Genomic DNA, 13,832 nt, shown 5'->3' on the forward strand with positions numbered 1-13,832 from the left:
CGCATGATCCCGCTCACCTACAATTCCCAGAGCCTCTACCTGCTCGACGACCTGCCCGACTGGGGCACGCCGATCAAGGCGACGGCCTCGCTCCTCACCGCTCAGGAGTCGGGCCTGACCGACCGCGAAGCCCGCCGCGCTCACGGTGAAACCCTCCGCCTGCGCCTGCGTTATCAGATCAAGGTGAGCGGCACCGATGCTCGCCAACTGGCAGCCGGACTCCGAGCGCACCAAAATGAGCCGGTATGCGCCCCGCTCTGGCCTGCCGCTTGCGCATGGTCCGCCCGTGCTTCGGCTGACATCACCGGCGGACTCAAGGCCGTGTTCCCGGCTGCCGGTGGAACGCCGCGCATTTACCAAACGGGCGACACCGAGCCCTCCAGCCCCACGCCCTCGGCCAACGACACCCTTGTCCCGCTCGTCGTCGGCTATTTGGAAAGCCGCGACCTACGCTGGATCACCGACGGCTTTTGCTCCTTCGACGTGGCCCTCGTCGAAAATTCACCTGCGATCTGGGCGATCACGCCCGCAGCCTACACCGCGCCCGCAGGCCCGTTGCCGAGTGGCTACGGCACCGCCCCCCGCCTGTTTCCATTTTTAACCCATTGGGACGGCCCGCGCACCGGCTACACCCTGCGCATCGCCCGCGACGAAATCGGCTTCGGCCGCCAGACCTCCGACGTCGCCCGCGCTGCGGCCGTTGCCCGCACGGTCGAACAAACAGCGTGGGCCTCCACTGCCGACGGTTGGAGTGCCTCCAAGCTGCTGGCCTTCTTCGCTGCCCACGGTGCGGGCGCGTCTTTTTGGGCCTCGGGCCAGCAGTCCGCCGCCGTCCTCGCCTCCAACCTTGCGGCCTCTGCCACGACCGCGACCGTCACCGACACGACTGGCCTCGTGATTGGTGACCGCTTGGGCCTCGTCCAAAAAGGCCAGCTCACCGGCTGGGTTGGTCCGCTCACGACCATTGCCAGCCCCACGATTTCCTTCCTTTCCTCGGGCAACGCTGCGAGCCCTGCCGCCACGACCTCACTCGTGCCGCTGCTGCTGGCCCGTTTCGACAGCCCGAAACTTGAGCTGGAATGGATCACCGACCGCCTCGCCACGGCCTCCTTCCGCGTGCGCGAGCTGCCCCCCGAGCTGGCACTGCCCGCCGGTGAAACCCTCGGCACGACCCTCGGCAACCTCACGCCCCGCGCATGGATTTATCTGTTCGAGCGTAACTACGAAGCCGGTGGGACAATCCCCTATTTCTTCACGTCGTATGAGCGCGATTTGTATGTCGATGACGCTGATCCGGTCTTAGGCGGCGCTACGATTGCGTTTACGCGGATCACCCACGGCGACATCAAGACCGGCCTCGCCCTCGATCGTGACGAGCTTTCAATCGACTGCGACGGCCTTGATGTCGCCCCGCTGCTCGATGTCGCGCTTCTGCGAATGGACGTGCCGCTGACTCTTAGGGTCTATCGCGCTATTTTGATAGGCGGCATCGCGTACAATCTCACGGCCGCTTGGTCGGGCGAAGTCGTTTCAGCCTCGATTAAAGGCAAACGTATTTCCGCCAAGGCGACCGCCCTCGGTTCGGCCTTCGACCGCAAAGCCCCGCGTTTTTACCTACAGCCCGGCTGCAATCACGGCCTATTTTCTATGGGTTGCGGCCTGAGTAAGTCCACTTTTGTGCACACTGCAATTTTGACCGCTGTGGGCACGGCAGGTTTTCCGTACACCTTCACCATTGGCTCTCTCGCCCGCTCGGGCGGAGCCGTGCTCACCGCTGCCGATATTTTCGCAGGTGGGTGGGCCGATATAAATCCGGGCATGGGTAATCTCCGCGCCATCCTCGCATCGACCGCTGTCGTGGGCGGCTCCTGCGTGCTCACGCTTTCCGGCGACCCTTCGCCGTTCCCGAGCAACGGCACCGCCATCCTAATCTATCCCGGCTGCGACGGCCGCCGAGAAACCTGCGCGGGCACGTTTAATAATTACGCCAATTTTGGCGGCCACCCCTTCGTGCCCACCGGCAACCCCAGCTTGTTTAAACTCTCCAGCGACGCCGGAAGTGGCGGCAAAAAGTAAGCGCCGGACAATTGACGACCCATTAAACAGACATGCGCCCCGAAACCCTCAACATCGACGCACTCACCACCAATGCCTTCCTGTGGCGCGGCACGCCTTTTGCGCCCAACTCCTGCGAGCGCGGCCCGCGTGGCGGCGTGTGCTGCCACCTGCTCGTTGCCGAACTCTACAAGTCGGCTGGCCTCGATCTGGGCGAAGTCCCCCACGGCCCTCCCGGCCACGCCCGCAGCGGTGCGCCCTCGATCATGGTGCCGTGGCTCGATGCCAGCCCCCTCTTCCAGCTCCTAGCTCCAAGTTCCCAGCTCGAACCCGGCGACCTGCTCGGCTTCACCCTTGGCAGCACGATTCACCACCTCGCGATCCTTCTGCCCGGTGACCAAATCGTGCACGCGATTAACCACATGGGCGTGGTCATCACCCCGCGCCTCGACGCCACTTGGGCGAGCCGCCACGCCGCCACTTGGAGGCCCATCGCATGAGCTTTGGCGGATCTAAAAAACCCAACCCGACGCCTGACACGGGCAACGTGCAGCAAAACGAGGTCGCGACCAATCAACAGGCCGTCGCCATCCCGCTCGTCATGGGCACGAACAAAGTCGCGCTGCGCTGGATCACGCCAGCCACGAACCAATTCACCAAACCCGCGCCAACTCAACGGCCCGGCAAAAAGTAGTCGTTAAAACTATGGGCGGCTCATCATCAAAAGGCGGCGGCGGTGCAGGCGGTGGCATGAACGATTACTTCGGCGATGTCGCCGGGGTGATTTGTTCCGGCCCCATCGATCGCCTTGTCGCCATTTTGGTCGACGGCAAAAAGGTCTGGCCCGATTCCGGCACCGGCCTTGACCGCTCGGGCCAGCCGAACCCCGTGCAACTCACCGTCACCGGCTACGGCGAGGCATGGCTTTATTGGGGAACGGCAACGCAAACCCTCGACGCCTCGGGCGAGGCCAACTTGGCAACGGGCGGTCATCCGGCCTACCGCCGCCAAGCGGTTCTCAGCCTCAAGAAATTCCTCTTCGGCCGCGAAAAGGTTTCTTGTCCCTCGGTCGCGTGCATCGTCCGCCGCACGCCGGTTCAGTCCATCGTGACCGGCACCGCCGCGCTGCTTGATGCCGATGGCCAAGCCAACCCCTTGGCGGTGCTCGCTGAACTGCTGACCCATCCCGTGTTCGGCCTCGGGCTGCCGGACACCGACTTCGACCTAGACTCATGGCAGGCGACCGCCGATGCGCTCCTTGCCCGTGCGTCGACGACCTACATCAGCCCCGTGTTTGATCGCCCCGCCTCGGCGCGTTCCTTGGTAGATGATTTGCGCGGGTATTTCGACGGCTGGTTCCGCGCCGATACTGCCGCCAAGATCGTGGCGGGCCGCTTCCTCCACGGCGAGGCTGCGCCGACCTTTAACTCATCGAATACCCTCACCGCCGACGACCTCCTCGAAGAGCCATCGATCACCTCCAAGGGCTGGGCCGAAACCCTCAACGAGTTGGCAGTCAAATTTCAGGATGCCGAGAACGCCTACAAAGACTCCGCGTTTACGATCACGTCAGGCTATAACCGCCAAATCACCGGCGAGCCCCGCCAGTCCAATTTTGAGCGCCCGCACATCACGCGCCGCGCCCAAATCGCCGCCCTCGCCAGCGAATACCTCAAGCTCGCCGCCGAGCCGGGTTTCAGCGCCACGCTCGTCGTGCGCGCGCCTAAAGGCGTGGCCTACCCCACCGGCACCATTTTAAAATTCACCCACGACCTACTCGGCGTGGACTTGATTTGCCGTGTCACCGAACGCACCGAAGCCGCCCCGCCCAGCGAGCGCGTCACCCTCAGAATCGAAGCCGAGCGAGGGATCACGGCAACGCCGGTGCCCGTGGTGGCAGGCGTGAGCATCATCACCTCGGGCAACGGCGTGGAACGCCTGCCGCGTTTTTATTTCGCGATGCCGCCCGCCAATCTTTTTGGCGAAAGCTACCTGCTTGTCCCGCTCGTCGCCCGCCGCGTGGCCGCAACGCTGGGCTTCAATCTGTTTTACCGCAGCGACGATGCGACCCAGCTGCAAGAGCTCGGCACGCAGGGCACCTTCGCCGTGCGCGGCACGCTGACTCAAGCCTACGCCGCAAACCTCGGCACACCGGACGACAACAGCGAAACCCTGCGCATCGCCATTGATGCCGAAACGACCGCAGGCGACCTCGAACGCGTCACGACCGCACTCACCGAGGACGAGGTGCAAGACGACACGCTTTTGCTCTGGATCATCCGCGCCGACAACCCGAATACCGTCGAAATCCTCTCCGTTCGCGCCCTGCGACTCGTCTCGGGCCAATGGTACGCCAAAGTGCGCCGCGCCCAAGGCGGCACGGTGGCGGCATCCTTCGCCGCTGCCGACGAATGCTGGCTGATCCGTTACGAGGACCTCATCACCTACCGCCACAGCCGCCTGCCCGCACTCGCGGCTGCCGGTGCGACGGTCACGCTACGCCTCCAAGCTATCGGATTCGCTGGCGTTGAGGCCGCTCTCGACGACGCTACGCTGTGCCCTGATCTAGCTTGGAAACTTCGCCCCGGTGCGCCTGCCGACGTGACCACTTTCACCGTCGAAGGCGGCCGGTTCTCATGGGCTGCTGTCGATGACAAGTCGGTGGTGGGCTACCGGCTGCGCTACCAGCCCGGCACACGCCAAGAGTGGAGCGATGCCACCGACCTGCATACCGGCATCATCACGACCAACCCGTTCGAGCCGACGATTATCCCCAAGGGATCGACGACCTTCCTCGTCAAAGCGGTGGATGTCACCGGGGCGGAAAGCCTCAACGCTGCCGTGATTGTCACCAACCTTGGCGACCCGCTTGTCGCTAACGTGGTGGAAACCTTCGACCGCCGCTCCGCTCTTTGGCCCGGCACGCGCTCGGGGTTCGCAATCGACGGCTCGAACAACCTCGCCGCAAACTCGATCACGACCATGTGGGCCGCTGACGAAACGGCCCCGATGTGGGCTGGCGATGGTGCCGCCGTAATGTGGCCCGCGCTTACCTATGCCGCCGCAACCTACATCGACAGCGTGACGATCACGCAGGCTTTGGCCGGTTCGACGATGACCCTGACCTCAACGGTTGCGGGCGACCCGTGGAAAATCGAATACCGAGAAAACTCCCCTGCATCCATGTGGGCGGTAGATGCGAACGCAGCAATGTGGACCGACGATGCGTCCGCATTTTGGGACGTGCCCGACTGGCAGGCATCGCCGGGCCAAGTCACGGTTTCCGGTAACACCATTTACGATTTCCGCATCTCGACGGGCGAAGCGCAGACGCAAGGCACGGTGACGGCATTCGCGGTCGTGGTCGATGCCCCTGACGTTATCGAGTCGATCAACAACGCTGTGCTGGCGAGCGGCGGCACGCGCTTGGCCCTGACCAAGACTTACAAAGTCATCAAAAACATTTCCCTGACGATTCAGCAGGACGGCAACGGCGCGGCCTCAATTCAGATTCTCGACAAGCTTAAGGCAGGCCCGCTCGTCCGCGCCTTTAACACATCAGGAACGGGCGTAGCCGCCCTCATCGACGCCACCATTCAAGGCTACTGAGCCACTCACTTTTAACCAAACCATATCATGCTCACAATTGCACCCAATGTAGATTTTACCAGCGCACTTAATCAGGCAGCTTTCAAAACTGCCTTTAACACGTTCCTCAATGAGCTGCGCACCAACGGCGCGGCCCTTGCCGACATTCGCGGAATGAAAAACCGCATAATCAACGGTAAGATGGATCGGTCAATTCGTGGAACAACCTTTGCGGCGGCAAACGGCTTCACCCTCGATAGATGGTCTTACGCTGGTTTGACCGAGGGCGTAGTGACTATCACCCAAAACTCAGATGTTCCTTCCAGCAAAGAGTTTCAGAATAGCCTTCGGGTTGCGGTAACCACGCTTGATGCTTCAATTGCCGCAGGGCAGTACAGCTTTGTGACGCAGCCCATTGAAGGCTATAATGTCCGAGACCTCATCGGGAAAGCGTTCACCATCTCTTTCTGGGTTCGCTCAACAAAGACCGGAACCCATTGCTTGTTTTTACGAAACAGTATCGCTGACCGTAGCTACATTGCGGAATACACCGTTATCGATTCAAACACTTGGGAGTTGAAGACTGTAACGGTGGCGGGTGGTTTGCCCACGGCCGGAACTTGGAATTGGACTAACGGGCGAGGATTAGAAGTCGGCTTTGCCCTCATCGCTGGTTCAACGTACCAGACTACCGCTGGGGCTTGGCAGACTGGTAATTTTCACGGCACCTCAAATCAGGTTAATTGCCTAGATAACACCGCAAACATTTTCGCCATTACCGGCGTACAGTTGGAGCTTGGCACCATTACATCCCCGCAATTTGAGCACCGTCCATACGGGGTGGAAGAAAACCTGTGCCTGCGTTATCTTCCCGTAGTTAGTTTTGCTGATTACAACTACCAAGGGCAGGCGTATGCCTCAACAGCAATCAGAGCTTGGGTGCCTTTCCATGTCCCTGCGCGTGTGGCACCAACAGGTAGCTCATCTCTTACTGGTATTGTTGCTTCACAAGCCAACCTTGCTAACGCTGGTGGCACCCCTGCATTTATGGCTGCTAGCACCAGTGGTTGCAACCTATCTGTGACAGGAGCGACAGGCCTAACCATTGGCAATTCCTCAATGCTTCAGGGTGTTGCAACTGTTTATTTTAACGGATGTGAATTATGAAAACATACAAACAAAACGCCTGCGGAACATTTGATAAATATATTAACGGGATTCTTGTCGGGCATTGCATCAGCACAGACTCCGAGTTTGTCGCATGGTGTGAGGCAGGCAATACGCCCGAGCCCTACGTCCCGCCCGCACTGACGGTCGCTGACTACATCGCCGCCACGCAGATGCACCTCGATGCCCACGCTCAGGCATGGGGCTACGACGACCTTAAGAGCGCCTGCACCTACGATGGCGATCCGTACCCGCGTTTCGCTGCCGAGGCCCTCGCCCTGCGCAACTGGCGCTCCCAAGTCTGGGCCTACCTCGACTCCACCAGCGCGGCCCCGCTGCCCGAAGTGCTACCGACCGTGGCGCAGTTAATCGCGCTTCTGCCAACCGCTCCAACGCGCCCTTTAGTCGAGTGATCACAACGGAGAACAGAACCTTTTCCGCACCCGCCAAGGGCATCGCTGACACCGCTGCTTATGGCGTTTCGGACGGCGAGGCGATAACCCGTTGCACGTTCATAGGCGGCAAGGGCAGCGAGGCGCTTAAGCTCTCAAGCAACGTGGCCAGCGCCCTTATTCAGAGCTGCACGTTGTCGGGTGGAGTTGAGGATTGCGTGGACATCCTCGGCGCAAGGCACGCTACGTTTATCGGCTGCGTGTTTGCCCGCTGCAACGCCGTGCGCGACTGCACCATCAAGGGCGGTGCTCATTCGATCATGTTCGTCGATTGCCACGGCCTGCGCTACATTAAGGCGGGCGACTGCACTATCTACGAAAAGGCGGGCCTCGGCGAACCCGTGAGCGGTTGCCATGTTAAAAACCCTGACGGCCGCAAAACCCTAGTGCTCTGCCTCAACTCGGAATCTTTCACGGGCGACGTTGTTAACCTTCGCGTGCCCAGGCTGATCGTACGCCTCTATTTCTGGGCGCGGTGGCGGTTCTTCCCGAACTGATCGCGTGACCGCAGTGGCCTTGCATCACCCCTGCAAGACTAGCGCAGTGCGTGGGTAGATGAACCGGAATCAGGCGAATGAAACGGCCTGATTCATCAAACCTTTGTCCAAACTCGTCAAACCTGATGGCGGTTTACAAAGGCCTGCCGAATCGGCAGGCCTTTTTTGTGCGTAAACCCAGCGGTCACTTAAAGCTAATCGAGGGAACGGCATCCGACTTGGCGTCAGCAGCGGGTTGCGCAACGATGGCCTGAGGCAATGACGCACGTAACAGGGAGGCGCGCTCGGCCCACTGACCCTCCAGATCAATGCTGGCGACTTGCTCGATGTAGCGGATCGCCTCGGCGCTGTTGCCACTCACAGCGGCCAGCGTGGCCAGGTGGTAGGCAGCCTCAGCACGAACCATTTTGGCCACAACCAAATCGGCCGTAATCAACTTCAGCGCGGCCTCACCCTCAGATGCCGAACCCGCCTGCACGGCAGAAATAGCTCCACCGAGGCGAGCGCGCTGGCCAAACGTGGTGTCTTTCAGGATACCCGCCGCCTTACCATAAAACGCACGCGCATCAGTGTAATTACCGGCAGCATAAGCCTGATCAGCCAGTCGCACCTCGGCCAAACCACCCAGCGCGTGATCCGCATGCGAAGCGGTAAACGCCTTGAGTTGTGCATCGCTGGTAGCGCTGGCGTACTCAGCCGCGATCGCTTTCTCGCGTTGCGCGGAGACGATCTCGTAACCGCCCTTGGCCAAAATCCCCACCAGCACGATAGCGCAAGCAGCCAGTACCGTGCGCGAGTTTTGCTCCCAAAACAGGCGCAACCGATCCTCGAACGTCGGGGCAATATAAGCCGCGTCGATCGAGACCAGATTGCGGTCGTCACCTGAAGATGGAGTGGAATCTGAATGCGGGGTCATGGACATGGTTTTGAAATTAAACGGTCACCGAAACAGATCATGCGTAGGCCGTAAAGGCGGGATTCAAATCACGTCTTTACGTCTTCGCCCGAGTCAAGGCGTGAGCTTGGCGGCTTCGGTTTCGAGCCGGGTGACCAACTCGTCCATCTGGTCAATGACCGCCTGAACTGTCTCGCGCTTAGACAGGTCGACGCCGGCTTTGCGCAGCTGTTCCATCGGGTGGTCGTTGCCGCCGCTCTTGAGCAGCGTGAGATAACGTGCGGTCGCGCCGGCGCGTTCGTCGGCCGTGCCCGTGTTCATCGCCTTGTAGATCTGCGCCGAGGAGGCGAAGCAGGTGGCGTATTGGTAAACGTAGTAAGGCGAGTTATAGAAATGCGGGATGCGCGTCCAGGTGTAGCGGTAGAGCTCATCAAGTGTGACGGCATCACCGTAGTAAGCCTTGAGCAGGTCGCCGTAGAGCGCGCTGAACACGTCGGCGGTCAGCGGTTGCCCCTTCTCAGCGAGCGTGTGCGCGCGCAGCTCGAAATCCGCAAACATCACCTGAGTATAGAAGGTTCCCACAATCGCATCGATGGCATGCTGCAGCAGGAGGAACCGCTCCTTGGAGTTGGCACTTTCGGCCAGGAGTTTTTCCAGCAACAGGCGCTCGTTGATGGTCGAGGCAACCTCCGCCACGAAGATCGTATAATCAGAGGTGACGAAGGGCTGATTCTCCTCGGACAGGCGCGTGTGCATCGCATGCCCCATCTCGTGGGCGAAGGTAAAAACCGCATCGAGCGTGTCGTTGTAGTTCATCAACACGTAGGGTCCAACACCGTACACGCCCGCACTGTACGCACCGGAGCGCTTGCCGTCGTTCTCGTACACATCAAGGCGGTTACGCGCCAGCAGGTCGGCGTACTTTTGCTGATATTCGGTACCGAGGGGCTCGATGGATTTCAGCACCAGATCACGCGCCGGAGCGTAGGGCCAAACCGTCTCGTCTTTAACCAGAGGAATCTGCCCGTCGTACAGGTGATAGCTGTCGAGCCCAAGGAGCTTTTGGCGGAGTTTCAAATAACGCTGCAAAGGTGCGGTGCCTGCGCGAACGGTTTCCACCAACGTGGTGTAAACCTCCTGCGGGATCGCGTTGCCATCGAGGGCGCGCGCCAGCGTCGTGGGGTAGGCGCGCGCTTGGGACATAAACCAGCCGCGCTCCAAGGTGCCCCGATAAATCGCCGCGTAGGTATTCTTGGTGGCCTCGTAGGTTTTCAGGTACGCCGCAAAAGCCTTGGCGCGATCAGCCTGATTGTAGTTGGTCGCCAAAATCGACTGATAAGCGCCGGGCGAAAGTGTCACCGCACGGCCGTCGGAGAGCGTGACTGAGGGGAATTTAATGTCAGAGGTGCTCAGCTCGGAGTAAACCGACTGGGGCGTCTCGCAGAAGCGGGTGGCGAAGGAGAGGAGCTTTTCCCCCTTCTCGTCGAGCACGTGCTGCTGCTGGCGGTAGGCGTCGAGGATCGTGAACCGGTAAGGCGATAAATCGGGCGTGGCATCGAGCCAGCCGCGCATCATTGCCTCCGGCACGGCGAGCAGCTCGGGGTTGAACCAGGCGGTGGCGGTGCCGAATTTGGCGAAGAGGGCCTGCACTCGCTGCAAGCGACCGGCGATATCTTGATTACGCGTGTCGGTGTCGCGCTGGAGCGACGGGTAACGATAAACGCGATACTGGATGATCCCGATTTCGTCGTAGAGTCGGTAGGCCTTGAGCACGGCGGCGGGGCCGTCCTTGAGCGTGCCCTTAAGCGCGGCGAACTCATCCATTTTAACCTCCATGGTTTTCATACCGGTCTCCCACGCCGGCCAGTCGGCGTAGATAGGCGAAAAATCCCATTTATAGGCGGCGTCGATTTCGGCGCGGTTACGCGTAGCGGGCTTGGTGGCGGCGAGGGCTTGGGTCATGAGCAAAAACGAGGCGGTGGCAAATAACAGCGGTCGGGCTGCGCGGGGGTGGGTTAGGCCAAACATCGTGCGACTAAGAATCTTTTCATCGCGTGCGTCGAGACATCGGCCAAGAAAGAATCCGTCTTTTTTTAACCTATGCTCCGCGCCCTTATTTTTGATTTTGACGGCCTTCTAGTGGACACCGAAACAGTGCTCATCGACGCCTGGGAGCAGATGCACGCCGTCGACGGCCTGCCGTGCGACCGCGCTGTGCTTCACCACATCGTCGGACATACCGACGTCATCTACGATTATTGGTCGGCCTACGGCCCCGAGATCAGCCGAGCCACACTGGAAACACGCTATCGCGAGACCGCCCGCGAACTCACCCTCGCCGCACCGCCTCTACCGGGCACGATCGACCTGCTCAATGCAGCCCGCGCCGCCGGTCTGCGTATCGGCCTCGCCTCCAACTCCACGCACGCCCACGTCGAAGGTCACCTCGAACACAGGGGCATGCGCGGCTACTTCGATTTCATCGCCTGCCGTGACGACGTCACCATCGGCAAACCCGAGCCCGACGTTTATCTGCACGCCCTCCAAGGACTCAGCGTCGAGCCGAGTGCCGCGCTCGCGTTTGAGGACTCGGTGCCTGGCCACGTTGCCGCCCACCGCGCCGGCCTGCGCGTTGTCGTCGTCCCCAATCCCTCGACCGGCCACTGCGAATTTACCCACGCCTGGCTCCAACTGACGTCGATGGCCGACACCTCCCTCGCCGCACTCACCCGCCAGTTTTCCACCTAAACCCAAAAAAGGGCGCGAGCGTGCCTCGGGGCGAGCACCCGCGCCCTGCATCAAAACACGTAGCCGCTCGCCAGTCGCGTATAGGCCTCGACCTGCAACCGCTGCCAAGCCTCGTCGCGGCCGAGCTCACCGGCCAGCAGCCGGGCAACCACAGGTGCCGCTTCGATCGAAGCACGGGCGTTGAGCAACAGCGCCCGCGTCCGCCGCGCCAATACGTCCTCCACCGTGCGCGCCATCTCGTTGCGCGCGTGCCAAACCACCTCGGCTTGCACGCACGCCAGAAGCGGGTGCACCGCAGCGGCGAGTTCGGGGCGCTGCGCCACCAGCGCGTGAATCGCCGGAGTATCGGAGCCGTAGCAGCCGTAACCGAGTTCATTTATTGGCTCAATCGCCGCCTCCCGCGACGTCGCCCCCTCGCCAGCCTCCTGCCAGCCATGAATGCGCAAGTCCACGGTCGGGCTCGTGCCAACACGCCGCGGCAAATCGGCGAGCGCCTCCGCACGGTCGATGACCTCTTCGCCCATTTGCCGATAAGTCGTCCACTTCCCCCCGGTAATCGTGACCAACCCGCCTGCGCTCACCACCAAGGTGTGATCTCGCGAAAGCGACGCCGTACGCCCCTGCCCTCCCGCCCGCACCAGCGGCCGTTGACCGGCGAACACGCTGAGCACGTCGCCCGCAGTGGGGGCCTCGGTAAGGAATTTGCCGGCGTGCTCCATCACAAAGGCACGCTCCTCATCGAGCGCCCGCGGCTCCGGCGTTGCCTGCGCGACCGGCGTATCGGTGGTGCCCACGACCACGCAATCGTGCCACGGCACCGCAAAGAGCACGCGTCCATCCGCAGTTTTCGGCACCATCAGGGCCGCGGCTCCAGGCAAGAACCGCTTCGGCAGTACCACGTGAATGCCTTGGCTCACCGTCACCAGCGACTCGACCTTCGGCTCCTCGATCCGACGCAGTTCATCGACAAAAACACCCGTGGCGTTGATCACCACCTTCGCCCGCACCGTGAACTCGCCGGCAGAGGCGCCCGCACCGACACCAGCCTCGTCGGCTTCGTAATCGCGCACCTTGGCACCCACGATGAGCCCTCCCGCGTCTTTAATGAACCCGGTGCACGCACAATAGTTAACCACCACCGCGCCTCGTTCAGCCGCCGTCTGCGCGAGTGATAGGGCCAGTCGCGCATCGTCGAACTGACCGTCGTGATAAACCACCCCGCCAACCAACCCCGCCGGCACCACGGTCGGCAACAGCCGCAACGCGTTCGCACGGTCAATGTGGTGCGAAGCACCCAGGCTCAAATCGCCCGCCAACCAGTCGTAAAGTTTGAGCCCCGTGGCATAGAAAAAACCGTCCCAACGTGTGTACGCTGGGATCACGAACGCCAGGTTACGCGTGAGGTGCGGCGCGTTACGCAGCAAGCGCCCGCGCTCACGCAGCGCGGTGCGCACTAACGCCACGTTCCCTTGTTTAAGATAACGCACCCCGCCATGCACCAACTTGGTCGAGCGACTCGATGTGCCTTTGGCAAAGTCATCGCGTTCAATGAGCGCCACCCGATGCCCGCGTGCGGCCGCCTCGACCGCCGCGCCGAGCCCCGTGGCACCACCGCCGACCACCAAAACGTCGAACTCATCACCCGCCCGCAACCGCTCCAGCATGGCGTCGCGTTGCATACTCAAAGTCCGGCCAGTTTCGCCCTTAACCAACCGGGCCTGTCGGTGGTGATGCTCGCCACCCCGGCGTCGACCAACTCACGGGCGCGGCGCGGGTCGTTCACTGTCCACACGTGCAATTCCAACTTCGCCTCGCGCAGCCGTTGCACCAGCGCCTTGTTGATCGGCCATCCCGCGCTCACATCGAGTCCGGCAAAACCCTCGGCCTGACAAAAACGAATCATCTCAGCGAGTTTATCGGGAGCCGAATCCGGCGTATCCGCCAAAAAAAACGCAGGGCATAGGGGCAACGCGCGCTTGGCTTCACTCAGCGTAGCCGCCTCGAAGCTGATCAACACGATTTGCTCCAGCGGAACCGGCCCCGCCTCGATCGCACGTCGCAAAGCGGGCACGAGCCCCTCGGCGGCCTTTAACTCCACGTATAGCCGCCGCCCGCTGGGCACGGTTGCCAACACCTCGGCCAGGGTCGGCACTCGCTCGTGGCGATAGGCCGCGCTTTTCCATACTCCCGCATCCAGTTTTTGGATTTCGGCCAAGGTCAACTCATCCACCCGAGCGTCCCGGCCGGTGGTGCGCAACAAAGTGGGATCATGGATCGCCACCACCTGCCCATCGCGCGTCAGGTGCACGTCGATCTCAACGGCGTCGGCCTGTTGCGCCCAGCCGAGCGACACGGAGGCGACGGTGGTTTCGGGGGCTTCCTGCGAAGCACCGCGATGCGCAACGAGGATGACGGGGGGTATCATGGACA

General features: G+C 61.6%; 12 protein-coding genes. 8 read left to right on the top strand and 4 right to left on the bottom strand.

Annotated features, from left to right (window positions below; translation table 11 throughout):
* The first annotated feature begins 3 nt into the window (after positions 1-3).
* Genes H2170_13220 through H2170_13250 form a run of 7 tightly spaced genes read left to right on the top strand, consistent with a single transcriptional unit; the run spans position 4 to position 7,759 of the window.
* Positions 4-2,076, top strand: a complete 2,073-nt coding sequence (locus H2170_13220) for a phage BR0599 family protein (protein MCS6301032.1) — start codon at positions 4-6, stop codon at positions 2,074-2,076.
* Positions 2,077-2,108: 32 nt separating this feature from the next.
* Positions 2,109-2,555: a C40 family peptidase gene (locus H2170_13225; GenBank protein ID MCS6301033.1), complete on the top strand. Its 447-nt coding sequence runs from the start codon at positions 2,109-2,111 to the stop codon at positions 2,553-2,555.
* Complete coding sequence (locus H2170_13230) at positions 2,537-2,749, top strand: hypothetical protein (GenBank protein MCS6301034.1); 213 nt, start codon at positions 2,537-2,539, stop codon at positions 2,747-2,749. The genes H2170_13225 and H2170_13230 overlap by 19 nt, the downstream gene beginning before the upstream one ends.
* A 56-nt stretch (positions 2,750-2,805) precedes the next feature.
* The gene (locus H2170_13235; protein MCS6301035.1) at positions 2,806-5,664 is read left to right on the top strand and encodes a hypothetical protein; all 2,859 of its coding nucleotides are present in this window, start codon (positions 2,806-2,808) and stop codon (positions 5,662-5,664) included.
* Positions 5,665-5,691: 27 nt separating this feature from the next.
* On the top strand, positions 5,692-6,810 hold the full coding sequence (locus H2170_13240) for a hypothetical protein (GenBank protein ID MCS6301036.1): 1,119 nt from the start codon (positions 5,692-5,694) through the stop codon (positions 6,808-6,810).
* Positions 6,807-7,223, top strand: coding sequence for a hypothetical protein (locus tag H2170_13245; protein ID MCS6301037.1), 417 nt, complete (start codon positions 6,807-6,809; stop codon positions 7,221-7,223). The genes H2170_13240 and H2170_13245 overlap by 4 nt, the downstream gene beginning before the upstream one ends.
* Positions 7,220-7,759 (top strand): hypothetical protein, encoded by a 540-nt coding sequence (locus H2170_13250; GenBank protein ID MCS6301038.1) that lies wholly within the window; start codon positions 7,220-7,222, stop codon positions 7,757-7,759. The genes H2170_13245 and H2170_13250 overlap by 4 nt, the downstream gene beginning before the upstream one ends.
* Before the next feature lie 184 nt (positions 7,760-7,943).
* Here H2170_13250 and H2170_13255 read toward each other — a convergent pair whose 3' ends face one another.
* On the bottom strand, positions 7,944-8,681 hold the full coding sequence (locus tag H2170_13255; protein MCS6301039.1) for a hypothetical protein: 738 nt from the start codon (positions 8,679-8,681) through the stop codon (positions 7,944-7,946).
* 87 nt (positions 8,682-8,768) lie between these two features.
* A complete protein-coding gene (pepF, locus tag H2170_13260) occupies positions 8,769-10,616 on the bottom strand; it encodes an oligoendopeptidase F (GenBank protein ID MCS6301040.1) in 1,848 nt (615 codons plus the stop codon).
* A gap of 138 nt (positions 10,617-10,754) precedes the next feature.
* Between pepF and H2170_13265 the strand changes: the two genes are divergently transcribed.
* Positions 10,755-11,402 (top strand): HAD-IA family hydrolase, encoded by a 648-nt coding sequence (locus H2170_13265; GenBank protein MCS6301041.1) that lies wholly within the window; start codon positions 10,755-10,757, stop codon positions 11,400-11,402.
* 50 nt (positions 11,403-11,452) lie between these two features.
* Here H2170_13265 and H2170_13270 read toward each other — a convergent pair whose 3' ends face one another.
* Both H2170_13270 and H2170_13275 read right to left on the bottom strand, forming a co-directional pair.
* The gene (locus H2170_13270) at positions 11,453-13,081 is read right to left on the bottom strand and encodes a glycerol-3-phosphate dehydrogenase/oxidase (GenBank protein ID MCS6301042.1); all 1,629 of its coding nucleotides are present in this window, start codon (positions 13,079-13,081) and stop codon (positions 11,453-11,455) included.
* Positions 13,082-13,083: 2 nt separating this feature from the next.
* Positions 13,084-13,827, bottom strand: a complete 744-nt coding sequence (locus H2170_13275) for a glycerophosphodiester phosphodiesterase (protein MCS6301043.1) — start codon at positions 13,825-13,827, stop codon at positions 13,084-13,086.
* Positions 13,828-13,832 lie beyond the last annotated feature (5 nt).

It is taken from the genome of Opitutus sp., assembly GCA_024998815.1.
Taxonomy (GTDB): Bacteria; Verrucomicrobiota; Verrucomicrobiia; order Opitutales; family Opitutaceae; genus Rariglobus.